The 22,757-nt window shown below is 62.6% G+C and carries 19 protein-coding genes; 5 read left to right on the top strand and 14 right to left on the bottom strand.

Going from position 1 to position 22,757, the window contains the following annotated elements; genetic code table 11:
- Positions 1-337 precede the first annotated feature (337 nt).
- The 6 genes from AC1DQR_RS15145 to AC1DQR_RS15120 all read right to left on the bottom strand — a co-directional run bounded on the left by AC1DQR_RS15145 (position 338) and on the right by AC1DQR_RS15120 (position 6,633).
- A complete protein-coding gene (locus AC1DQR_RS15145) occupies positions 338-907 on the bottom strand; it encodes a YdeI/OmpD-associated family protein (protein ID WP_477133264.1) in 570 nt (189 codons plus the stop codon).
- Between the two features lie 201 nt (positions 908-1,108).
- Positions 1,109-1,549 carry an acetyltransferase gene (locus tag AC1DQR_RS15140; RefSeq protein WP_477133263.1) on the bottom strand — a complete coding sequence of 147 codons (441 nt, stop codon included), beginning with the start codon at positions 1,547-1,549 and terminating at the stop codon, positions 1,109-1,111.
- Positions 1,550-1,890: 341 nt separating this feature from the next.
- Positions 1,891-4,188: a xanthine dehydrogenase family protein molybdopterin-binding subunit gene (locus AC1DQR_RS15135; RefSeq protein ID WP_477133262.1), complete on the bottom strand. Its 2,298-nt coding sequence runs from the start codon at positions 4,186-4,188 to the stop codon at positions 1,891-1,893.
- Entirely contained in the window at positions 4,185-4,652 is a 468-nt protein-coding gene (locus AC1DQR_RS15130) for a (2Fe-2S)-binding protein (RefSeq protein WP_416048237.1), read from the bottom strand. The genes AC1DQR_RS15135 and AC1DQR_RS15130 overlap by 4 nt, the downstream gene beginning before the upstream one ends.
- A 100-nt stretch (positions 4,653-4,752) precedes the next feature.
- A complete protein-coding gene (locus tag AC1DQR_RS15125; RefSeq protein ID WP_477133261.1) occupies positions 4,753-5,235 on the bottom strand; it encodes a MerR family transcriptional regulator in 483 nt (160 codons plus the stop codon).
- Between the two features lie 153 nt (positions 5,236-5,388).
- Entirely contained in the window at positions 5,389-6,633 is a 1,245-nt protein-coding gene (locus tag AC1DQR_RS15120; protein ID WP_477133260.1) for a saccharopine dehydrogenase family protein, read from the bottom strand.
- A 404-nt stretch (positions 6,634-7,037) separates the two neighbouring features.
- Here AC1DQR_RS15120 and AC1DQR_RS15115 point away from each other — a divergent pair, with 404 nt between their 5' ends.
- The gene (locus tag AC1DQR_RS15115) at positions 7,038-8,273 is read left to right on the top strand and encodes an NADH:flavin oxidoreductase/NADH oxidase family protein (protein WP_416048234.1); all 1,236 of its coding nucleotides are present in this window, start codon (positions 7,038-7,040) and stop codon (positions 8,271-8,273) included.
- Between the two features lie 145 nt (positions 8,274-8,418).
- Entirely contained in the window at positions 8,419-9,093 is a 675-nt protein-coding gene (locus AC1DQR_RS15110) for a zinc-dependent alcohol dehydrogenase family protein (RefSeq protein WP_477133259.1), read from the top strand.
- 756 nt (positions 9,094-9,849) lie between these two features.
- Here AC1DQR_RS15110 and AC1DQR_RS15105 read toward each other — a convergent pair.
- The 8 genes from AC1DQR_RS15105 to AC1DQR_RS15070 all read right to left on the bottom strand — a co-directional run bounded on the left by AC1DQR_RS15105 (position 9,850) and on the right by AC1DQR_RS15070 (position 16,908).
- A complete protein-coding gene (locus AC1DQR_RS15105; RefSeq protein ID WP_416048230.1) occupies positions 9,850-10,452 on the bottom strand; it encodes an antibiotic biosynthesis monooxygenase in 603 nt (200 codons plus the stop codon).
- Positions 10,449-11,075, bottom strand: a complete 627-nt coding sequence (locus AC1DQR_RS15100; protein WP_477133258.1) for a hydrolase — start codon at positions 11,073-11,075, stop codon at positions 10,449-10,451. Before AC1DQR_RS15100 ends, AC1DQR_RS15105 begins: the two co-directional genes overlap by 4 nt.
- 273 nt (positions 11,076-11,348) lie before the next feature.
- On the bottom strand, positions 11,349-12,047 hold the full coding sequence (locus AC1DQR_RS15095; RefSeq protein WP_416048228.1) for a hydrolase: 699 nt from the start codon (positions 12,045-12,047) through the stop codon (positions 11,349-11,351).
- Between the two features lie 254 nt (positions 12,048-12,301).
- Complete coding sequence (locus tag AC1DQR_RS15090; protein ID WP_477133257.1) at positions 12,302-12,604, bottom strand: UBP-type zinc finger domain-containing protein; 303 nt, start codon at positions 12,602-12,604, stop codon at positions 12,302-12,304.
- Positions 12,601-14,253 (bottom strand): FAD-dependent oxidoreductase, encoded by a 1,653-nt coding sequence (locus AC1DQR_RS15085; RefSeq protein ID WP_477133256.1) that lies wholly within the window; start codon positions 14,251-14,253, stop codon positions 12,601-12,603. Before AC1DQR_RS15085 ends, AC1DQR_RS15090 begins: the two co-directional genes overlap by 4 nt.
- A 79-nt stretch (positions 14,254-14,332) precedes the next feature.
- Positions 14,333-14,713: an OsmC family protein gene (locus tag AC1DQR_RS15080; protein ID WP_416048225.1), complete on the bottom strand. Its 381-nt coding sequence runs from the start codon at positions 14,711-14,713 to the stop codon at positions 14,333-14,335.
- A 246-nt stretch (positions 14,714-14,959) separates the two neighbouring features.
- Complete coding sequence (locus AC1DQR_RS15075) at positions 14,960-15,652, bottom strand: serine hydrolase domain-containing protein (RefSeq protein WP_477133255.1); 693 nt, start codon at positions 15,650-15,652, stop codon at positions 14,960-14,962.
- 347 nt (positions 15,653-15,999) lie between these two features.
- Positions 16,000-16,908 (bottom strand): LysR family transcriptional regulator, encoded by a 909-nt coding sequence (locus tag AC1DQR_RS15070; RefSeq protein ID WP_416050463.1) that lies wholly within the window; start codon positions 16,906-16,908, stop codon positions 16,000-16,002.
- Between the two features lie 140 nt (positions 16,909-17,048).
- Between AC1DQR_RS15070 and AC1DQR_RS15065 the strand changes: the two genes are divergently transcribed.
- The 3 genes from AC1DQR_RS15065 (at position 17,049) to AC1DQR_RS15055 (ending at position 22,747) form a co-directional block, all read left to right on the top strand.
- A complete protein-coding gene (locus tag AC1DQR_RS15065) occupies positions 17,049-18,239 on the top strand; it encodes a M20 aminoacylase family protein (protein ID WP_477133254.1) in 1,191 nt (396 codons plus the stop codon).
- Positions 18,240-18,263: 24 nt separating this feature from the next.
- Positions 18,264-19,271, top strand: a complete 1,008-nt coding sequence (locus tag AC1DQR_RS15060; RefSeq protein ID WP_416048222.1) for a Bug family tripartite tricarboxylate transporter substrate binding protein — start codon at positions 18,264-18,266, stop codon at positions 19,269-19,271.
- Between the two features lie 380 nt (positions 19,272-19,651).
- Positions 19,652-22,747: an acetoacetate--CoA ligase gene (locus AC1DQR_RS15055; RefSeq protein WP_477133253.1), complete on the top strand. Its 3,096-nt coding sequence runs from the start codon at positions 19,652-19,654 to the stop codon at positions 22,745-22,747.
- The last annotated feature ends 10 nt before the right edge of the window (positions 22,748-22,757 follow it).

Here is a 22,757-nt window from a genome sequence, read left to right as displayed (position 1 = left end):
ACATGATTTCCACCGTCGTCGAGAACAATAACTCCCGCGTGTACTGCGTTTCACGCTCTTGCTCGAACAATTCGTCGATCCAGGCCGGATCAAGGGCGCGTTGCAAGGCGCGCCATCACGCTGATCGGGCTGTGTTCGAGAAAGCGTTCTACTACTGCGTCCAGTACCACGCCATTGACACCGGTTTCTGTTCGAGAACACGGAGGGTGCCCTAATTTTCGTCACCTTGAAAGGGGTGGGCCTTAGAGCGTGTCCCACGCATGGCGGCTGCTGGGCCGAAGCGGCCACTAGGGGTTATTGCCCCCGCTTGGCAAAATCTCCGTCAGAAACACAAAGCCTATGGATAGAAGGTTTCGCCACGGTTCAGCATGTTGACGAATTCCTCGATTTTACGCGCCCTTGTTTCTGGCTTTTTGGCATTCTGTACCCGAAACAGGATGGCATAGCGGTTACGGCTGTTCAGTGTTGCAAAAAACTTCTTGGCTCCCGGATTTGCGTCCAAAGCCACCTGTAGGTCGTCCGGCACTATCGAGTTACTGGCCGACGTATAAGCAGCCTTCCAGCGGCCGTCCTTCCTAGCCTTCTCGATTTCGCACATGCCGGGCGGGCGCATTCTGCCTGCGGCGATCAGCGCTTCAGCCCTGTCTTTGTTGAGTTTGGACCAGATGCTTTTTGCGGAGCGTGGGGTGAAGCGTTGTAACCAGTATTTCTCGCTCTCAGCCTGCTTTTGACCATCAATCCAGCCATAGCAGAGGGCGCTTTCCAACGCCTGTTCGTAGGTTACGGTTGGCGGCTCGGTTCCTTTTTTCGCTAGACGCAGCCATGCTCCGGTCGAAGTGCTGCCGTTTTGCCCTAACCAGCTTTCCCATTCGGTCTGACTGGTAAATGTTAGAGCGCATTCGGTCATGTCACTATCCTGAGTACACGTGCGGGGAAGGCGTCCGCAGTCTAACAGTGTTTGTACGGACATCAACGTCGATGGCGCGACTAAAGACCGGTCGCCCAGTAGCCACTAGCCCGTCGGCTGGTTTGGGTCGGTAGTTGCCTCTGGCGCCAGCACGCCCGTGCACGCATGGGCCGACGGCAGCGAACGGCCAGAAGCTGCCCTTCAGACGCCGATGTATTCCAGGTGAATGATTGGGTAAGGTCGCCCCTGCCCGTCAAGCGAAGAACGACTTGTGCGCTTGAAGCCCATTTTTTCGTAGAAGCCCAATGCTTGAGCGTTTTGCTCATTGACATCGGTTGTCATTTTGGGGTGCAGGGAGAGGCCGTGACGAACGAGTGCAGCGCCATTGCCCGTCCCGCGGAAAGCGGGGTCAACGAACAAGGCCTCCATATGTCCGTTGTCGATGAACATAAATGCCAATGGGTAATCGTTGGCATCCACAGCGAACCAGAGCGGAACTTTTGGCAGAAAGTCGCAAACCATCTCATCGATGGCTTGGCGATCCTCCTGGGAAAGAAAGTTATGAGTAGCATCAACCGCGCGGCGCCAGATATCAACAGCACGTTCGCCCTCATCAGGACGGGAATTTCGAACAGTAGTCATTTTTTGATTATAAGCACTGCAACACGCAGGTCTTCGCCAGCAATGAAAACGGCCAACTCGGGGGTGGCATTTTGTTGGTGGTACGACATGTCATTCCAATGCCCGCTCAGGGTCGGGAGGAGACGAGCGCCGTCCGCCTCCCCGCCGGGGACCGTAACCGGCCATTCTCGGCCGTCCACCCTTGCGTCGCCGGACGGCCGGAGTGGGACGTCACGCGGACTCTGGTAGGAGCAGCCTTTTCGCGGACAGCGGACTCCTTCGACATTGCCCAAATCGTCATCACCTACCGCTGCCGGGCCTATCCGTGGCCGACGCCGCGAAATATCCACTTTGCTTTTGCCTTACTCAATCGGCAGTTGCCGCACCGGTTTGCCGGTGAGCTGGGCGACAGCATGTGCCACGGCCGGTGCGACCGGGGGCACGGCGATTTCACCAACGCCGCTGGGCTCGGCCGTGCTGGGCACGAGGTGGGTTTCGATCACCGGTGCCTCCCCCATCTTAAGCAGCGGATAGTCGGGGAAGTTGGCCTGTACGACCTGCCCGTCCTTGATCTGGACCTGGCCGTACAGCGCCGCAGTCAGCCCGAAGATGATCCCGCTTTCCATCTGCTGCGCAACGATGTCCGGATTGACCACCGTGCCGCAGTCCACGACGCAGACAACGCGATGTACACGCGGCTTGCCGTCCCTGAGCGATACTTCCGCCACCTGCGCCACCACCGAGCCAAACGCATTGTGAAGCGCGAGCCCACGCGCACGCGGTGCACCGTCTGCGGCTGGTGCCAGCGGCTGGCCCCAGCCTGCCGCCTGCGCCAGGGTGTCGAGCACCTTCAGCTCACGCGGGTGCGCCTTGAGCAAGTTGCGCCGCATCGCCAGCGGGTCAAGCTTGGCAGCGGCCGCCACGTCGTTCAGGAAGCCCTCGAGGAAGAACCCGGTGTAGGAATGGCCGACGCTGCGCCAGAACCCGATCGGGACCGGCAAATCGACCACCATGTGCGCGATGTGCTCGTGCTCGATCTCGTACGGCAGGTCGAACAGGCCCTCGGCTGTATAGCGGTCAATACCGGGCGACGGCGCACCGAATAGACGCTCCAGCTCGCCGGCCATGATCGACTGCCCGGCACTGCGCGAGGCGATGGCCGTCACCTTGCCATTCTCGACGCGTGCCTTCAGGCGTGCGATGGCCTGCGGGCGATAGAAGTCGTGGCGGATGTCGTCTTCGCGCGCCCAGATCACCTGTACCGGGCGGCCCTCGGTCTTGGTGGCGATCGACACAGCCTGGCCGATGAAATCCGACTCCAGCCGCCGTCCGAATCCGCCGCCAATGAGCGGGATGTCGATCTGCACCTGGTTCCGGCTCACACCTGCGGCGCGCGCGGCGACCAGTTGCGCCAGCGTGGCCACCTGGGTGGGCGCCCATAGCTGCACGCCATCCGTGGTCACCTGCGCCGTGCAGTTGATCGGCTCCATGGCGGCATGCGCCAGGTACGGCACACTGTATTCGGCCTCGACGATGGTTGCGCCACCCGTCTTGTCAAAGGCCTTCAGGCCATCGCCCATCGAACGGTACGTGAAGCCGCCCTTGTCGCTGTCGAGCGCGCTAACGAGCTGGCGCCGGATGCCCGCGGAATCGAGCGAGGCATGCGGCCCGTTGTCCCAGACCGGTTCGAGCTTTTCCAGGGCCTGTCGTGCCTGCCAGTAGTGGTCGGCCACCACGGCCACGCCCGGTGCGCCACCCGCCGATCCCTCGAACGGCACGACATACCGCACACCGGGCATGGCAAGCGCCGCCTTTGACTGGAAGGTCATGAGCTTGCCGCCAAACACCGGACACATGACGACCGCCGCATACAACATGCCGGGCGGCCGCGCATCGATGGCAAAGCGTGCGCTGCCATCCGTCTTGTCGGCGATGTCATTGCGCGGTGCAGGCTTGCCAATCAGTTGATATTGCGCAGCCGGTTTGAGCGTGACGCCCGATGGCGGCGCAATGTCGCGCGCCTTCCGCGCGACCGCGGAGAAAGGCATCTGCTTGCCGCCCGGGCCAATGAGCTGGCCTTCCCGCACCGTTACTTGCGCCGCCTGCACGCCCCACTCGCGCGCAGCCGCTTCCACCAGCGTGGCGCGCGCAGTTGCGGCGGCCTCGCGCACGGGCTGCCAGCCGTCGGCCACGCTGCTGCTGCCGCCCGTGATGATGAGGCCGATCTCGCGCGCGCTCTTTGCCATGATCCAGTGCAGCGCGCGCGCCCAGATCTTGTCAGCGTCGTCCGGATGCAGCGGCAGCGAGCTGTCGCCCATGGCGACGACATTGCCATAGATTCGCTCGATGGGCGACGACTCGATGCTCACCCGCGCCAGCGGAATATCGAGTTCCTCGGCGGCCAGCATCGACAGCGCGGTGTGGATGCCCTGGCCCATCTCTACCCGCGGCATGGCGAGGATGACGTTGCCTTCCGGCGTGATCTTGATCCAGCCGTTCAGGGCAATCTGGCCGGACTTTTCAGGGAATACCGCGGGACCGCCAAGCCGGCTGCGCGGGGGCATCACGCCCCAGCCCACCACCAGCGCGCCGCCAAGGCCGAGCGCCCCCAGCAGGAATCGGCGCCGTCCACGGCGCGGGGTCGTTGCGTTGGTCCTCATTCGCGCCCTTCCCGCAGCACTTTCGCCGCACGCTTGATGGCGGTACGCACGCGCGGATACGTGCCGCAGCGGCACAGGTTGGTGATGGCCGCGTCGATGTCGGCATCGCTCGGATCTGGCTGCCGGGCCAGCAGGTCCGCCGCTGCCATCAGCATGCCCGACTGGCAGTAGCCGCATTGCGGCACCTGTTCGTCAATCCAGGCCTGCTGCAGCGCGTGGCGCTTGCCTGGTGCGCTGGCCAGCCCTTCGATCGTGGTGATGCGCTTGCCGGCCACCGCCGCCACGGGCAGGACGCAGGACCGCACCGCCGCGCCATCCAGATGCACGGTACACGCGCCGCAAGCCGCGACGCCGCAGCCGAACTTCGTGCCTGTCAGGTTCAGGTGGTCCCGCAGCACCCACAGCAAGGGGGTGGCCGGGTCGCATTCGACGCTGACCGGCTGGTGGTTGACGTCCAGATTCATGTATTGCCTCCTTGCCCTTACCGAGATCTATGCCGGTTTGTCTCAGCATAAGGTTGCCGAGCGCTTTGGCCACACTGTTGCGCAGGCCATCGACGGTCAGTCAGCCGGTCCTGACCGGCCGGCGCCGGCTTGCCTTACGAAGTGTTGTGACGTCGCCGGTCGCCAGGGCCGGGCTTTCCATTTCCCCTGACCGCATCCGCGACAGCACCCTCCTCGCGTTGGTGGCGCAGTCAATATCCTCAGGCTTCGCCTCAATCTCCGCCAGCAGTGCGACGAGGTGCGCCTTGCTCTGCGCAAGCCGCGCCTCCAGCGCCTCGATGTCCTGCACCTTGCTGCGGAGCGTTTCAATCAACGAGCCATGCTTCCAGTGCGCCAGGTCGGGCGGTAGCAGCGTACGAATCTCGTCGAGACTAAAGCCGGCCTGCTGCGCAGTCGCGATCAGGTCGAGCACCAGCACCGCTTGAGGCGGATAGGTCCGGTAGCCGCTCGGCTGACGCTCGACCTTCAACAGGCCGATGCCTTCGTAAAAGCGGATGCGCGACGGGGCAAGGCCAGTGCGCTCCGCCAGTTCGCCGATCTTCATGCTCGTCACACTCCTCAAACAATTTGAAGTCGCCCTCAAGAATCTCTGGCTTTATACCTCAGTCAAAACGCGCTACCCAGCCTGGCGGCAGGGCTCAGCGTTTGGCCAGCGCCATCCTGGCTCGCAGGCTGAATGCGTCTTTCAGGTGCCTCGTCATATCAGCTCGAAGCGCAAACCAGCATGGCGCGTCAGGCGGTCGATAAAGCGCTCGTCAAATATCGTCGCCGGTGTCCAGAAGCCGCCACCGCGCCCGATCTTGATTCCGTTCTTAACGTGGTCCAGTGCCAGGCAGGCCGCCGCCTGGCCAAGTATCTTGCTGGTGGAGCCATAACCCGGATCGCGATCACCGGTGACTTTCACGCGTAGGGTCTGCCCCGCTTCGGTTCGACCCAGGAAGCGCAGATCGTAGCGACCGGCCAACTGTGCCGCAGGGCTGGGCCCTTCACCGGGCTTGGGCAACAAGAAGCGCTCCATCACGCCGCGGATGGGGCTAATGACGGCTCCCACCATGAACGCGCCCAGACCCGCCACGATCGTCAGTGCAGTCAAGCGGCCTTTGAAACCCACCCCTGTCAGCATCGCTTCGTCATACGTGAACGGGTTGCCATAGGCCTTACCTGACAAGGCGTTGGAGCGGTGAACCACGCGCTCATTGATCGCCGCCATGACGAAGGGGGCTATCCAGGCATCGAAGTCAGTATCGAATTCGGCGGCGCTAACGTAGTGCTGGCGTGCCGTGAAACCGTGGCCTCTGGGGCAAAGTGCATAGGGGTTGACCAGCTCCTTGCGCAAGGAAGGATCCGCAGCGGCTTCCTTGACCACGTTGATCATGCTGGCCACCGTGCCGCCTGAAGCGCCGCCCTTGAGAGTCTTGACGCGCATCTTGACGTGGGCGGCCGGGGCACCAAAATGCTGCATCGCCTGTCGCTGCAAGAAATAGACGCCCATGTCGGAGGGCACCGAATCGAACCCGCAGCAATGCACAATGCGCGCCCCCGATTGCTGGGCCGTGGCCTCATATTTCTCGATCATCCGCTTGATCCATTGGGTCTCGCCGGTGAGGTCGCAGTAGTCCGTGCCACTTTCCGCGCACACCTTGATCAGCGGTTCGCCATATAGCGCGTAGGGGCCGACGGTGGACACCACGACCCGGGTCTGCGCGCACAGGGCTCGCAACTGGGGTTCGTGAGCAGCGTCCGCCACGATGATGGGCAGGGATTGCCCCGCCGCGCCCAGCGAGCGCCTGACGGCCTCAAGCTTCGCTTCGGATCGGCCCGCAATGGCCCAGCGCAGGGTTTCAGCCTGACCGGAGAGGTATTCGGCCAGGTACTGCGTCAGGATCTGACCAACAAAGCTGGTGGCGCCAAATACGACGACGTCATAGTCTGGGGCGGTCATGGGCGTTTCCTTGCGGCGCTGATTGCCGAGGGGCCGGAATTCAAGCCTTCCGGCTCACCCTCCAGCGGTCCGAATTCGATCTGTGTGACCTGCCTATCCCTATTCATTGCGCTTTCTCGATGATTGACCCGGTACGCAGTGCCCGAGGCAAGCCAATTGGCAGCCAGCACTTTAAGGTTAAACGCAACTTTAAGGTCAAGTATCCGGATGCGGATAGTTCGCATTGGTCTCATTCCGGTCACCTTGTGGGTTCCATCCTGGCGCCAGGCTCGGTACGGTCGCCGTTTGCCTTCCTGTTCTCGCAGCCATCCACGGCGATGCGCATACGTCACCTCACAAAAGGTATTGACATTCAAGTTGACTTCAACCTTACAGTCGAATCACGATCAAAACGAGGTGACCCCATGAACGTGTTCGACAAGTTGGTCCTTCGTAACGGTTCAACCGTTACGAACCGCATCGCCAAAGCCGCCATGGAAGAGAACATGGCGGACGCTGACCACGCCCCCTCCGAAGCGCTGATGCGGCTGTACAAGGCCTGGGCAGAGGGGGGTGCTGGCTTGCTGATAACCGGCAATGTGATGGTGGACGGCCGTGCCATGACGGGGCCCGGCGGCGTCGTGCTGGAAGACGCCAGGCACCTGGACCGGTTCAGGCGCTGGGCACGGGTCGGCCGATCCAAGGGGGCGCAGTTCTGGCTGCAGATCAACCATCCCGGCCGCCAGATGCCTGCCAATCTGGGGCAGCCCACTTGGGCTCCCTCCGCTGTGTCAATGAACCTGGGCAATCTGTCCAAGCACTTCAACACGCCGCAGGCGATGACCCAGGAGGTTATCGAGGATGTGATCCAGCGCTTTGCCCATACGGCACAACTGGGGGAACAGGCAGGTTTCACGGGCGTCGAAATTCACGCGGCGCACGGCTACCTGCTGAGCCAATTCCTCTCGCCGTTGAGCAACCAAAGAACAGATGCGTGGGGTGGCCCGCTGGAAAACCGCGCTCGCCTGCTCTTTGATGTCGTCAAGGCCGTACGCGCCGTGGTTTCGCCCGGATTCGCAGTTGCCGTCAAGCTGAACTCTGCCGACTTCCAGCGTGGCGGCTTCAGCGCGGATGACGCCCGCCAGGTTGTGAAGATGCTCAACGAGCTGGCCGTCGACCTGGTCGAGTTGTCGGGAGGGAGCTATGAGGCCCCGGCCATGCAGGGTGAAGCCCGCGACGGCAGCACGCTCGCCCGCGAGGCCTACTTTGTCGAGTGCGCCCGCGACATCCGCGCGGTGGCGAAGATGCCAGTGATGGTCACAGGCGGCATCCGCCGTCGGCCGGTGGCCGAGCAAGTGGTCAGGAGCGGCGTGGACATGGTTGGCATCGGTACTGCCCTGGCCATCGATCCCAATCTGCCGCGCGACTGGCGCGCTGGCAAAGACAGTGCGCCCGCGTTGCTGCCGATCAGTTGGAAGAACAAGCCGCTGGCCTCATTGGCTAACATGGCGGCAGTCAAGTTTCAACTGCGCAAGCTCAGCCGAGGCAAGGCCACAGATCCCAGGGTGTCACCGCTGCGCGCGCTGATCCTGCAGCAGGTGTCCAACGCATGCGGCGTCCGCCAATACCGGCGCTGGATGGCTCAGCGCGTACATGCCTGACCGGCCAGACAACGCTGCAAGCTGATGTCGACACCTTTCGAACCCCATGCATCCATGAACTCACTGCTGAAGAACTTGCTCACCCATCGTGATGACATCGATGCTCGCGCTTCCCCTGCCACTGCCTGGAGAGCTCGCGGAATTCATGATCATCCACGAAGACAGCGCGATGCCAGCGCCCGCGTCGATGAGCGACGAGGAAGCTTCGACCCTGCCGATCGCCGCGCTGACTGCCTGGTATGCATTGACCGACGTTGGCCATGTCGAGGTGGGACAAACGGTACTCGTGCAGGGAACGGGAGGCGTGTCGATTTTCGCGGCGCAGATCGCCATTGCACATGGCGCGCGCGTGATCGTCACGTTGAGCAAGGACGAGAATCTGGCGAAGGTAAAGGCGCTGCTCAATAGCGACAAGGTCGAAGGGATCAACTACAGGACGAATCCAGGCTGGTCCGCGAAAGTACTCGAACTGACCGGTGGTTTGGGTGCGGACGTGACGATCGACGTCGCGGGTGGGAACGGGATCAACCAGTCCGTTGCGGCCACCAAGGTGCAAGGCGTGATTGCGCAGGTCGGCTTCCTCACGGGACAGACGACAGCTCTCGATCTGATGCCGCTGATCTTCCGGCAAACGACGATTCGTGGGATAGCCGTCGCACCGCGCACTTCCTTTGAGCGCATGAACGTGTTCCTCAATGCGCACAAGATCAAGCCTGTCATCGATCGCGTCTATCGCTTCGACGAGGCCGTGCAGGCATTCGAACATCTTGCACGCGGCCCGTTCGGCAAAGTGGTGATTAGGATCGGCGAAGACGCGTAAGAGCGGAGTTCGAGCGTCGATGCTGTCAATGGACGCACCGGGTTGGAGCCCTCGGATTCGGTGCGGCCGTCGTCATTCCGTCGCTGAAGAGCCGCTTACCTACACTTAGCGACCGTTCCCGTCAAAGGCTGCGCTCACCCTCCGTGCGTTTCACCAAAGTCCGCTCTTGAATTCAAAGCCGCCGCTCCCCCATCAGCGCTCTGTGCGTCCCTTTGGGGACTACGGAAGTTCAGCGCTGAGTCAGGGCGATCGAGTGCTGGCCGACAAGCATACGTTGACGCCAACTTATGCAAAAAGATATGCAATGCGCGCAAGCGGGCGGCCTGACGAAGCCGTTACCCGCTGGATTGGTGGGGCTACTATTTGTGGGACTGGCGGAGGCGCTCGGCGAATGCATGGGTCTGATCGAAAATCACCGGCACTGTATTTGCTGAACAACCGAGGGGAGGAACGTTGCCATCCTCGCGGATGAGGAACAGATAAGCATTCCCAGGTCTGAAGACACCGTCATCAGGGTTGCCATACAGCCTGAAGTGAAGGTCTGTTAGCTGTCCGGGGTCTCCCTTGATTGTCTCTTTCACCTCGTACTTAAGGTGCACGATGCCGATCGGATACTCCAACTCTTCACGATGCCCAGGCCACGCGTCCTCGAAAGACAACAACGCAACGCGGCCATGCTCGCCGCACGCATGACGACACGCGCAAACGCACAATGTGCGGCCTGAGCGCCGCTGCTGCGCGCCAGGTACGCACTGATCATTTGAACAGCCAGTGTGCAACGAGCCGTGTATAGCGCGGCATCACCACGTAGACCATCAGGAACACGATTGCCGCCGTCACGGCCACCTTGTCGACAAACGAGTCATGGGCGAAGCCGAGGCGCGCAAGCACCGGCACGACGCCCCATGGCACGACGATGCTGAGTGGCAGGATGGCGCTCCACGTGATGAGCCACTGCTTCCACGCGGTTGGGATCTTGACCTTTGCGTTCTTTGGAGTGAACCAGAAATCGAGGCCAGTCCTGATCTCGTATCGGTCGCCTTGCCGCAGCGATGACCGCATCCTCTCAATATGTTGGCGGCGTACATCGGACTCCATCCAGGCGTTGAGGCTTTTGAAGTCGGCGAAGCGGACAATGGTCGCATACTCGCGGCTTGTGCCGACCGGACGTATCACATCGGTGCTTAGGTAGCCGGAAAACCTGGAGCAGGCGGCTCGGATGTCCGCGAGCCACGTTTCGTACTGCTCGGCGGCGCCAGGCTCGACCTCGTGGACAATGATGCTCGTCACGATTTCCTGCGGATTGAAGGTGGTCGGGTTCATCGCGCTCCCGGTGGCGCCTGCATCGAGGACGTTCATGTCGGTTTGATCATGTCACGCGCATAGGCGAGGCCCGTGCCATACCCGCCGCCATGCTCGACCAYGATCGAGCGAGCCTTCTCATAGGTGTCATGACGGGTCCAATCTCTCTGGAATTCGAGAAGGAGCTGGAGCCAGGAAGTCATGACTGCGCCAGCGGAAGCCATCCGTCGCAACGCAAGATCATGGCTTGTTGGTGTCAGCCCACCGCAAGCATCGGCCGCAACGTATACTTGATATCCCTCGGACAGCGCTGAAAGAACCGGGAAGCTCACGCAGGCCTCCGTCAGCATGCCCGCGATGATCAACGTACGCTTTCCGGTAGCCGTAATCGCGCCGCGCACTGCATCGTCTTCCCAAAGGTTCATGTTGCGGCGTTCAATCGGCGTGACGTTTGGCAGCACGTCTCTAAAAGCCGGCATCAATGGGCCACTGTACACCTTCGAGGCTGAAGTGGAGACCACAACCGGCAAGTCAAAGGCGACCGCCGTCTTCGCGAGCGCAAGGCCATTACTGCGCAGAATCTGGGGGTCTTGAGAACCCGCAGCGAACGCAAGGCCCGCCTGTTCATCAACGAGGATCAATGCGCAATCGGCGGGCTCGAGCAACGGTAGTTTGGACATGGGAGTTTTCTTGTTCATTTGAGACCGCGATCTTGTTTCATGCCACGGTCTGCGATCAATCCGCCCACCGCTAGCGTGCCAGCGAGGATGCCGAGTGAAGATGACGTATGGGCATGCTTCAGGAATCCGCTCGCAAACGCGAATGCGGCGAACTCCCATTTGCTAGCAATCTTCCTTACGCTCTTCATCGTCAGTCGGGATTGAAGTGGGCAGTCGGCCCGGTCTCTGAAATGACTGGACGTCCCTTGGAACGTCCAGCCCGCGAATGCAGTATTAGCGCTCGATCACCTGCGCATGGACCGGCGCCAGCGACTCGTGCTTCATGGCGGTGCGCTGCTCGGCCTTGTGGACCATCGTGTAGGCRTAGTCCACGCCCATGCCGTAAGCACCCGAGTGTTCCTTGGCCACCTTCATTACCGCGTCGTACGTGTCACGGTTCTTCCAGTCRCGCTGCCATTCCAGCAGSACCTGCTGCCASGTCACCGGCACCACGCCGGCCTGCACCATGCGCTGCATCGCGTAGTCGTGCGCTTCCTTGGTGGTGCCGCCCGAGGCGTCGGCCACCATGTAGATCTCGTAGTTGCCTTCGAGCATCGCGCACAGCGCGAACGTGGTGTTGCAGACCTCGGTCCACAGGCCGGCGACGATCACCTTCTTGCGGCCATTGGCGGCCAGTGCGTCGCGCACCTTCTGGTCGTCCCAAGAGTTCATCGAGGTGCGCTCGAGCGTCTGCTTGCCCGGGAACACGTCGAGCAGTTCGGGGTAGGTATAGCCCGAGAACGAGTCAGACTCGACCGTGGTGATGGTGGTCGGGATGTCGAAGATCTTGGCCGCCTTGGCTAGGCCAACCACGTTGTTCTTCATGGTCTGGCGGTCCATCGACTGCACGCCGAAGGCCATCTGGGGCTGATGGTCGATGAAGATGATCTGGCTGTTATGCGGAGTCAGGACTTCGAGTTTGGCGTTGGACATGGCGCTCTCTCCATTCAATGTGATTCAATTTGGATGATGTTTCTTCGCGGCGTAAATTTGTTGCTACGCTGCCATGGACGGAACTATAGCGGCGATAGCTTTGCTAAAAGTGATCGATTCGCGGACACATTATTCAAATATTTTGAATAAATGAGTCCGCCGAACGGACACTCCGGAGTACGGTGAGGGATACGACTGCACCTCTGCGCCTCCGCCAGACCCTACGCATTCATACAGGCCCGATTAGCGCTCCGTCAGACGAATCGTGGGATGGGTCCTCGCTGCGGCGTCTGGTTCGGGAGCACGATCTCTTCCCGATCGATGTAGCACCACCCCCAGCCCTCAGGGGGGTCATATCCTTCAATGATGGGATKCCCGGTCTTCTCGAAATGCGCGCGGGCATGCTTGAGGGGAGAGTTATCACAGCAGCCAACGTGACCGCAGGTTCGGCACAGCCGAAGATGCACCCACGGGCTACCCACCTTGAGGCACTCTTCGCAACCCAGGGCGCTTGGCACGACATCACGGATCGTATCCGTATGGTCACAGGTCTTCATGCCACTTCCTTTGACAGTCTGCTGAGGTAACCATGGATTTGGGAGATGGCAGCGGCGCCATCGCCGACTGCGGCGGCAACTCGCTTGGTCGAGCCAGCGCGGACATCGCCGATTGCATAGACGCCAGGCATGCTGGTCTCGAGCGATGCGTCCGATGCGCCAGTAAGAATGAAGCCCTTGTCATCCGTCGCAACCGAGCCATTGAGCCAGCGGGTATGCGGCGTCGCGCCGATGAACAGGAACAGGTGGCAGATCTCATAGTGTGTCGAGGTGCCGCTGGCGCGATCGCGAACAGTAGCGCTGGCGAGCCTGTCGCCACCGGAGGCAAGTTCGGTCAGATCCGTACCAACATGAATCTCCACGTTGGACAATGCCGAGATACGGTCGATGAGGTAGCGGGACATGGTCGCCGACAGGTCTCGCCTGACGAACACGTGAAGTCGCTTCACGTGTGGCGCGAGAAACACGATTGCCTGGCCCGCCGAGTTACCGCCGCCGACAAGAGCGATTTGCTTGCCAGCACACAAGCGGGCTTCGATCGGGGACGCCCAATAGGAAACGCCGGAGCCCTCGAAATGTGCGAGACCGGCAATGTCGGGGTGTCGGTAGGCGGCGCCCGAGGCAATCACGACAGTACGCGCTGCCACCGTCGAGTCGTCCGAAAGCTTGAGCGCCAGCCGATCCTCGTAGCGATCGAGCCGCACCACGCTCACAGGGATGGCCACCTCGGCACCGAACTTGAGGGCCTGGGTGAATGCCCGGCCAGCGAGCGCCTGTCCTGAGATGCCGGTAGGAAAGCCAAGATAGTTTTCGATTCGCGCCGACGCGCCGGCCTGCCCGCCCATGGCACGCTCGTCCAGAACGACCACCGAGAGGCCTTCCGAAGCGCCATAGACCGCTGCGGCCAACCCGGCCGGTCCCGCGCCGACGATGGCGACGTCGTAGGTCTTCTGCTGCCCGATCTTGGGGATGATGCCGAGACAGGCCGCCAGCTCCCGCTCATCGGGCCGCTTCAGCACACTGCCGCTAGGGCAGACCACCAGCGGCAGGTCGCTGGGGAGAAGCGCCATCCGCTCAACAAAGCTGCGGCCCCCACCATCGACTTTGGGATCCATGACGTGGTTGGGATAGCCGCTGCGGGTCAGGAAGCCTTGGAGGCGCAGAAGATGCGCATCGTCTGGCGCACCAATCAGGATCGTGCCCGAGCCGCCGTGTTCGATCAGCCTGACACGGCGCAAGATCAGCGCGCGCATGACGATCTCACCAACCTCCGCCGATCCGATCATCAGCGCTCGCAAATACGGCGGATCGAACGGAAGCAGGGTAGCGCCGTCACGACCGGCTCGCGCCGAGGCGAGCGACGCACGGCCGTCAATCTGACTGACTTCTCCCGTGAACTGCCCTACGCGATGGGTGGTGATTGGCGTTTTCTCGTCAAGACCATCCCGGCGCAGAACGTCGATCGAGCCATCCAGCACGAGCCAGACGGGCACATTCCTGTCCGCCGTGGCGAAGACCATCTCACCCGCCGCAAAATACCGCGGTGGAGCGCTTGCGAACCGGCGCGCCGCCTCAACCTGGATTGGTGTCAGGACGGGAAATATCTGGTGCCTGCGCTCGCCGACACCGTCTGCGTGCTGCTCGATCATATCGGCGTTCTCCTCTCGAGAGCGGCGTCCGGTGGGTTCATTGCCAAGAACCGTCGGCTTCGTGTGAACCAGATCAGCGTCACGCTAGGCGAGTTTCGATCGGCAACCCGGGGCTCAACGTTTTCGTGACGGGCGTGCGCTCGGCAATTTCCGCCAGACGCGCTTTCTGGCTATCTTCCAGGCCCTTGATCACAAGCGTCCGCTCGATGCGCCACTCGTCCGTCCCGACTAGCCGCAGGGAGACATCGAGCGACTCAAGGGCCCAGCCTTTGCGTTCGGCATACATCTTGAGCGTGATGGCGGTGCACGCTCCCAGGCTAGCAAGCAATAAATCGTAAGGGGCCGGTCCGGCCCCTTGCCCGCCGCGAGCGTGGGGTTCATCGGCCGTGATTGCGTGGCCGGATACGGCGATATTCGTGCGATAGGGCGTCGATCCAATCCGGGCGGTGCCGTGTGTCATGGTTCCTGCCTCCACTGCACGATGTGGGATGTTGGATGAGCTGGCTTTGCTGGAGTATCTTCGCAAAGCGTCTGATATACCAATCATCCTTTGGTATGGTCGATCGACTCGGCGGCATATCGGGATTCCCAAAGTCAACAGGTACGCAGAGACGGCGCAGCACAAGCCCCCTTTGCTTCCAGTACAAATCGGCATCAGCGGAATCCCCACGGCGAACTGTCTGCACGCCAGATTCAACGCGGGAATCTACGGGTCCGGCGACCTCGTCACGCGGCGGGCCTTCATGGATTCGGTCAGCCCGAACTTGATTTCCACCATGCCCAGCGGGTCGAAGACGCGTGCTTTCATCACCTCGCCCAACCGTCTTCCGCGCTGCTGCTCGACGATGCGCCCCAGCCAGTCGACACTCGCGCCATACGTCCAGCGCTCGCCCGGCTCGTGCAATAGCACCGTGCGAACGGACTCGAAGCTGCACGACATCACGGTGGGGATATTCTTTGCACTACGGTACTTCAGATCGTCGTGGCTGAAGAACTCGTAACCCAGGCCGGAAGTGTGCAACATCAGGTCGTTGATAGTGATCTTCCGCCTGGGTGCCCGGGTGCGCGGCTGACCATTGGCGTCGAAGCCGTCGAGTACCCGTAGCGCATCCAGTTCGGGCACATAGATTCCCGCGTTGTCGGATAGATTGATCTTCCCCTCTTCCACCAGTTGCATGATGCAGGTGCCGGTGAGTGCCTTCGTGGTGGAGAAGATGGCGAACACGGAGTCCGTGGCCATCGGGTCGTCACCACCAAGCCGGCGCACGCCGGCAGCCCCCTCGTAGAAGTTCGCATTGCGGTCGGTGGCCATGGCCACCACGCCGGGAACGCCGCCAGGGCGGCTCACCGTTTGCTGAAGCACGCCATTCAGGGCAGTTGTGAGCTTTGGATCGGTCATCGATGTCTCCTCTGGATTATGGTTGTCGCTTGCATGGTCTTCCGCATGGGCGGAGGCGATCCAAGCGTCGTCAATTTAGGGGGGACGGGCCACATAGCGTGTACGATTCCGGCATCTGCCTGTTCGGATCAGGCAGATATCTGCGGGCTGCAATATGCCGCTGCCCGGTCCGCGCCACACATGGCCTTCCCGCGCGGTGAGCCATGCACCGTGACCACAATCACCTTGGCTCGCGGTGGCGGATCGAACGCGGCGTGCAACGTCGGGGGCGTTGTCCGCCTTCTCTGCAATTCGCAGGCGGACTGTGGCTTGCCACCTTCCGCCGCCGCGCTTGCCAGGTAGGTTGGTCAGAGCTTCGGAAACGCCTTGACCACGTGCCGCAACAGACTGTTGGCGACCGGCGAGAGCGGCCGTCCGGCTCGCGTGACGACGTGGATCCGGCTGTTGTTCAGGATTGGATTGGCAAGCGGCAGCGATACCAGGTCGGTGAACTGTGCGCCCTTCAGCGGAATCGAGCGTGGCGTCATGATGTAGCCGAGCCCCATCGCTGCAAATTCCCACAACACCTTGAACGAGTTGGTGACGAGCATCGGCTTCAGGGTGACGTGCTCGTCCAGTTCCGCTGCCTGCACGTGCTTGCGCACGCCGAACGACTCGACCAGCGCCGCGCCCTGGTGCTGCGCCAGTTCCGCCAAGGTCAGCGCGCTGCGGTGGTGCGCCAGGCGGTGGCCCTTGCTCACGTGAACGCGGATCGGAGACAGCCGCGAATAATGCGAGCGCAGGCGCGCGTCGTTGGGCGGCTGGAACACCAGGCCAATGTGTGCCATGTCTTCCACGATGCAGCGGACCGTTTCCTCGGTCCCGGCCACCCGGACGTTGTAGGTCACGTCAGGATGCCCGATCAGGAAATCCCGCAGCACCGGCTCTAGCACCATGTCGATGAAGCCCTCGCCAAATATCAGCTCGATGTGCCCGCGCTGGGCGTTCTTCAGGCTGTTGACCTCGGCGAGGAATGTGTCGTGCAGGTCCTGCTGGCGGCGGGCAAACAGGGCGAGCATGCGCCCGGCGTCGGTGACGACGACGCCCCGCCCGCGCCGCTCCAGCAGCGTCAGGCCCGTGTCCTGCTCCAGTTTGGCCACGGCGCGACTCACCATCGACGGGTCCACCGAGAGCACATCCGCCGCGCCGCGCACCGACCCCGTCTCGATGATCTGGAGCAGGCACAGCGCCCGCTTCCGATCCAGCACGTCTCCCATCCGTTCTTCCATAGCGCAGACATCTCAAATGTTGTGGTTCGAATGTTGTCATTTATACAACAATTCGTCCCGTCAGCTGTCATGGATGCGACGGACACATCTGCAGATAATGGAGTGAATCACCTTGACCGACGACAACCATGACCGAATCCGCCCGCGCCCACTTGAGACGATCCATCGAGGCCATCGAGGCCATCGCGCCAGAGTTCGTCGCGATTCGCCGCCAGATCCATGCGCATCCCGAGCTGGCGTTCGAAGAGCGACGCACCAGTGACCTCGTCGCGGAACTGTTGGCAGCCTGGGGCTACGAGGTCCATCGCGGCCTGGGTACGACCGGCGTGGTCGGCAGGCTAAGGAAGGGCCAGGGAACGCGGACGTTGGGCATTCGCGCCGATATGGATGCGCTGCCTATCCAGGAAAAGACGGGGCTGGACTATGCCAGCACCCTGCCCGGAAAARTGCACGCCTGCGGGCACGACGGCCACACGGCCATCCTCCTGTGCGCCGCGCGGTATCTGGCCGAGTCCGTCGACTTCAACGGGACGCTGAACCTGATCTTCCAGCCCGCCGAGGAAAACGAAGGCGGCGCGCTGCGCATGCTGGAGGACGGTCTGTTCGAGCGCTTCCCCTGCGATGAGATCTACGCCCTGCACAACGCCCCGGGCCTGCCGGTCGGCCAGATCGGCCTCATCGCCGGTCCGGCCATGGCCTCGTTCGACCGTGCCACGGTGACGCTGACCGGCCGCTCGGCCCATGGTGCCATGCCACACCATGGCATCGACGTGATGCAGGGCGCGGCCAGCATGGTGCTCGGGCTGCAGTCCATCGTCAGCCGCGAGATCGACGCGCTGAAGTCGGCGGTCATCACCGTGGGCTCCATCCAGGCGGGCGCAACCTACAACGTGGTGCCTGAGAGCGCGACGATCAAGATCGGCGTGAGAGCGCTCGACCCCAAGGTGCGCACCCACATCGAAACGCGCCTGCGGGACTTCGTGGCGGCTCAGGCCCAGAGCTTCCAGCTTCAGGCCGAGGTCGTCTATGAGCGCAAGTATCCGGTGCTGGTCAATCACGACCGCCAGACGGAGCGCGCGCGGGAAGTGGCGGTCCGGCTGCTGGGTGAGGACAACGTCGTGTCCCGCGGACCCGTGATGGGCAGCGAGGATTTCGCCTGCATGCTGGAGCATCGCCCCGGCGCCTACATCCGGCTCGGCAACGGCCTCGGCCAGGATGGCGGCTGCATGGTCCACAACCCCTTGTACGACTTCAACGACAGGGCCCTGCCGGTAGGCGCAGCGTTCTGGGCCAGCTTGACGCAAAGCTACCTCGCCTGACAAATTCAATAACGGGAGACAACCATGACCACACAGACGCGCCGCCGCTTCCTCCAATACGCTGGCCTGACCGCAGGCTCGACGGTACTCGCCGGCCTGCCCGCCTTTGCGGAGCAGACCTTCCCGAGCCGGCCGCTGTCGCTGGTGGTTCCCTACCCCGCTGGCGGTGCCAGCGATACGTCCGCGCGCATCTTCGGGGAATCCATCGGCAAGAGCGTGAAGCAGCAGGTAGTCGTCGAAAACTACGGTGGCGGCACCGGGCTGATCGGTGCCAACAAGGTGCTGGCCGCGCCGGCTGACGGGTACACCTTCTTCCACGGCTCGATCAACGAAGTGTTCCTTTCCCCGCTGCTGAATCCGGCGGCCCGCTACAAGCCCCAGGACTTCATGCTGGCCGCCCCGATTAGCGACGCCAGCATCGTGCTCCTGATCCGCAGCGGCATCCCGGCCGACTCGCTGGACAAGTTCCTGGACGTGGCGAAACAGAACAAGAGCAAGCCGCTGACCTACGCGACCGTCGGCATCGACTCGATCTATCACCTGATGGGCGACGCACTCGGCGCCCGCATCGGCGCGCCCTTCTTGCACGTGCCCTACAAGGGGGCGGCCCCCGCGCTGCAGGGCCTTGCCGGCGGGGAGGTGGATTTTGCCATCCTGCCCTACCAATCGAGCTTCGACAGCATGCAGGAACAGGGCCGGCTCAAGGTGCTGACAAGCTTCTCCAGGTCGCTGCCCGCGCCGCTCAAGCATATTCCGCTGATCTCGCAAAGCCGGCAGGTCCCCGACTTCGAATACGCGATCAGCGGGGGCTACTTCGTCAAGCAGGGCACACCTGCCGACCGGATCGCAGTACTGCGCAAGGCGATCGGCGAAGCGCTGGCGAAGCCGGAGATCCGAGCCAAGCTGGAAGCCGAGGGCCGCACCGTCGCGCAGCCCATCGACAATCAGGCGCAGGCGAACCAGCTCTTCGACCAGTACATGGGTCGTGTTTCTCAGCTTATCCGCAACGTGGGGCGCAAGACAGCCGCCTAGCTTCCGGCTGAGTGGCGCCGGCGCTCGTGCCGCACATAGGGCAGTCCATCGAGGGCGGCAACAATCGACTGGTCGACGAAATCCCAAACGCGAAACTCATCGTGCCGATGCGGATGCGTCCTGATCCTCTCGAAGGCAACCGATTCGGCCCAGCCCACTTCCCAAAGACGACAACGGCCGTGCACCTTCCGTCACCGGGTCACAAACTTGTTGATACGAGAAGCCCCAGTCACGTCTACGCCAACTGGCTGGTCGTTGTCTGTGGTTTGGCAATAGTTCGTGCGATTTCGCACAGAGCAACAAATAGCGAGTCACTAGTCTGGATCATCAGAACGCGCCGTTGCTTCGAACGGTGCGCACCGGTCTCAGTGGAGAATCGGATGGATCGCTTCCACCTGTTCGACGCGTCGTTCCGCCCCAGCGCGACCCTGGGACGCGTACCCATTTATAGCAGCACGCCCGAGCGCGCCGCGGCGTCGCAAATGACCGCATTTACCACGGCCCTGCAGGCATACACCGGCCAAGTCTTCAATAACTACGATACGCTACACGATTTCTCGGTACGGGAATATCGGACGTTCTGGCAGTGCTTCGTGCAGTGGTCGCAGGGGCTTGCGTGGTCCGGCAGCTCCGAGCCGGTCTGCGTCGGCGACGAGTGCGAGTATGCACGCTTCTTCCCGCAGGTCCAACTGAACTACGCGGACAACCTGCTTGGCTTGGCGATAGCGACGCCCGACACACCTGCGCTGACCGCATGTCACGCAGATGGCCGACGTGTACGCCTGACCCGTGGCGAACTGCGCAATCGGGTAGCTCGTCTTGCGCATGCTCTTTCGGAGTTGGGGCTGCGCGATGGGGACCGCGTGGTTGGCGTGATGCGCAACGACGCGGATGCGGTCGTTGCCGCGCTGGCCGTCGCCGCGCTCGGTGCAACGCTGTCGACCGCCGCGGCCGAGATGAGCGTCGAGACGATCCTCGATCGCTTCGCGCCGCTAGCGCCGCGGCTGCTGTTCGCGCACGCTGCGGATCGGGCGTTCGACACTGGCATGTCGCTGGCGGATAACGTCGCCGATCTGGCTGCCGCGTTGCCGTCGCTGCAGGGCGTCGTCCGGCTCGACGACGGAACTTTGCCGGACACCGTCAAGCAGCGGGTCTATTCGCTTGGCGAACTGATCGACAGTGGCGATGCCGGGAGCTTCGTGTGGCGGCGTTTCCCATTTAACCATCCGCTCTTCATCATGTTCTCGTCGGGCACTACCGGCAAGCCGAAGTGCATCGTGCATGGCGCCGGCGGCAGCCTGCTCGAGCATCTGAAGGAACATCGGCTGCACTGCGACCTGCGGCCCGGCGATCGATTGTACTTTCACACCTCCTGCGCGTGGATGATGTGGAACTGGCAGTTGTCGGCGCTCGCGTCCGGGGCCGAGATCGTTACGTATGACGGCCCGATCTCGACGGTCGATGCGCTGTGGCGCCTCGTCGCCGACGAGCGGGTTACCGTGTTCGGCACAAGTCCCGCGTACCTGAAGATGTGCGAGGACGCGGGCCTGGTGCCAGGGCAGCAATTCGATCTCGGCGCACTGCGCGCGATGATGTCGACCGGCGCGGTGCTGTTCGACGCGCAGTTCGAATGGGTGCGCGATCACGTGAAGCCGCTGCCCCTGCATTCAATCTCGGGCGGCACGGACATTCTCGGCTGCTTTGTGCTGGGGAATCCGAACCTGCCGATCTATGCGGGGGAAGCCCAGTGCAAGAGCCTTGCGCTTGATGTTCAGGCGTGGGAACAGGGTGCCCGCACCAGCCGAACCGGCGAGCTGATCTGCGCGAATCCGTTTCCGTCGCGTCCGCTCGGCTTTTTTGGCGACACGGACGGCAAGGGGTTTCACGCTGCCTATTTCACCAGCAACGCAGGTGTCTGGACGCACGGCGATCGCATCGAGTTCTCGCCGGAAGGCACTGCGCGGCTGCATGGCCGATCCGATGGCGTACTGAATGTTCGCGGCATCAACGTTGGTCCGGGCGAAATCTATCGTGTGCTGAGCGATATCCGGGAAATTCGCGAGGCGCTGGTGGTCGAGCAGCGGTCACGCGCTGCACCGCCTGACGCCACGCGCGCGCAAAGGTACGACCGGCGCATCGTGCTGCTGCTGGTCTTGCAGGATGGCGTCGCGCTGACTGGCGCGCTGGCCGCCCGAGTGCGCCGCGACCTCGCACGTCGTGCGTCGCCCACGCACGTGCCAGACCGGATCATCGCCGTCGATGCGTTGCCGGTCACGCATAGCGGCAAGCTGTCCGAAGCGGCCGCGCGCAATGCGGTCAACGGCTTGCCGGTCGGTAATGCCGCGGCGTTACGCAATCCCGGATGCCTCGACTCGATCCGGAACCATCCGGCACTGAACCTGGCGGCGCGCGAATTGCCACCCGCCGGCGAGTCCCGCGAACAACTAGAACGTCATTTGCAGGTGCTGTGGGAGAAGCTGTTCGACTTCGCGCCGATCGGTCACGACGACAACTTCTTCGAGCTGGGTGGTCATTCACTGCTCGCAGCGCGGTTGCTCGCCGACGTGCATCAGTCGACCGGGCGCACGATCCCACTCGCGACGCTGCTGATCGCGCCGACGATCGCGCGCCTCGCCGCGGCGATCGACGAGGGCGAACTGCAGCCGCCGTCGCCGATCCTCGTGCCCGTGCGCGCCGGCACCGGGACGCCGCTATTCCTCGTGCATGGCTTGAGCGGCTCGGTGATGGAATGCTGGGGGCTGGTCTGCGCGCTGCGTAGTCCGCGCCCGGTCTATGGACTGCAGGCACGGGGCCTTGATGGCGAGCAGCCGACACAGAGGTGCGTCGAAGATATGGCGGCCAGCTACATCGAACAGATGCGCACCGTGCAGCCGGGCGGACCGTACGCGCTGGCCGGCTACTCGTTCGGCGGGCTGGTCGCGCTCGAGATTGCACAACAGCTGATGCGCGCTGGCGAGCACATCGAATTCCTGTGCCTGCTCGATACCTATGTGCACGAGCATTTCCTCCCATGGCATGCTTGGCTGCGGCACCGCTGCAGCTATTTGAGCTACCAGTGGCGCAAGCTGCGCGCGGTGCCTGCGGCGCAGCTTTTCGGTTACCTGACGTACATGCTCGGGAAGGCGGCCGATCGCGTGGGGATAAGCCTCGGGCGCATGACGCGCCGGGCGGACGCCTATACCGAATCGTTTCCGCCTGCGCTTTGGCGCGTGCGCGAAGCGATGAGACAAGCAACGACGACCTACCGGCCGCGGCCGTATCACGCCGGCCCGATTGTCTATGTGCGCGCGGCGATTCGACACCAGGATTGGGGTGATCCGATATCGCTGTGGCAGCGTGTCGCGCGCGACGGCTTGATGATTGCCGAAGTGCCCAGCGGCCATAGCGATATGCTCGTCGAACCAAACTTGCAGGTCGTCGCGGCGTTACTGGACGAGGGGTTGGCAAACCCGTGACGCGGCGGGC

It is taken from the genome of Cupriavidus sp. 05L411 (assembly GCF_056398045.1).
Note: the sequence above shows the minus strand (reverse complement) of the source record. Positions and strands in the feature narration are given on the sequence as shown.

Bases quoted from the DNA above. Each gene is read 5' to 3' on its own strand.
- AC1DQR_RS15070 (WP_416050463.1), bottom strand. From the start codon at position 16,908: ATGGGAGACGTGCTGGATCGGAAGCGGGCGCTGTGCCTGCTCCAGATC.
- AC1DQR_RS15085 (WP_477133256.1), bottom strand. From the start codon at position 14,253: ATGATCGAGCAGCACGCAGACGGTGTCGGCGAGCGCAGGCACCAGATA.
- AC1DQR_RS15125 (WP_477133261.1), bottom strand. From the start codon at position 5,235: ATGAAGATCGGCGAACTGGCGGAGCGCACTGGCCTTGCCCCGTCGCGC.
- AC1DQR_RS15105 (WP_416048230.1), bottom strand. From the start codon at position 10,452: ATGAACGTCCTCGATGCAGGCGCCACCGGGAGCGCGATGAACCCGACC.
- AC1DQR_RS15130 (WP_416048237.1), bottom strand. From the start codon at position 4,652: ATGAATCTGGACGTCAACCACCAGCCGGTCAGCGTCGAATGCGACCCG.
- AC1DQR_RS15055 (WP_477133253.1), top strand. From the start codon at position 19,652: ATGGATCGCTTCCACCTGTTCGACGCGTCGTTCCGCCCCAGCGCGACC.
- AC1DQR_RS15145 (WP_477133264.1), bottom strand. From the start codon at position 907: ATGACCGAATGCGCTCTAACATTTACCAGTCAGACCGAATGGGAAAGC.
- AC1DQR_RS15135 (WP_477133262.1), bottom strand. From the start codon at position 4,188: ATGAGGACCAACGCAACGACCCCGCGCCGTGGACGGCGCCGATTCCTG.
- AC1DQR_RS15140 (WP_477133263.1), bottom strand. From the start codon at position 1,549: ATGACTACTGTTCGAAATTCCCGTCCTGATGAGGGCGAACGTGCTGTT.
- AC1DQR_RS15080 (WP_416048225.1), bottom strand. From the start codon at position 14,713: ATGACACACGGCACCGCCCGGATTGGATCGACGCCCTATCGCACGAAT.
- AC1DQR_RS15110 (WP_477133259.1), top strand. From the start codon at position 8,419: ATGATCATCCACGAAGACAGCGCGATGCCAGCGCCCGCGTCGATGAGC.
- AC1DQR_RS15060 (WP_416048222.1), top strand. From the start codon at position 18,264: ATGACCACACAGACGCGCCGCCGCTTCCTCCAATACGCTGGCCTGACC.
- AC1DQR_RS15075 (WP_477133255.1), bottom strand. From the start codon at position 15,652: ATGACCGATCCAAAGCTCACAACTGCCCTGAATGGCGTGCTTCAGCAA.
- AC1DQR_RS15115 (WP_416048234.1), top strand. From the start codon at position 7,038: ATGAACGTGTTCGACAAGTTGGTCCTTCGTAACGGTTCAACCGTTACG.
- AC1DQR_RS15120 (WP_477133260.1), bottom strand. From the start codon at position 6,633: ATGACCGCCCCAGACTATGACGTCGTCGTATTTGGCGCCACCAGCTTT.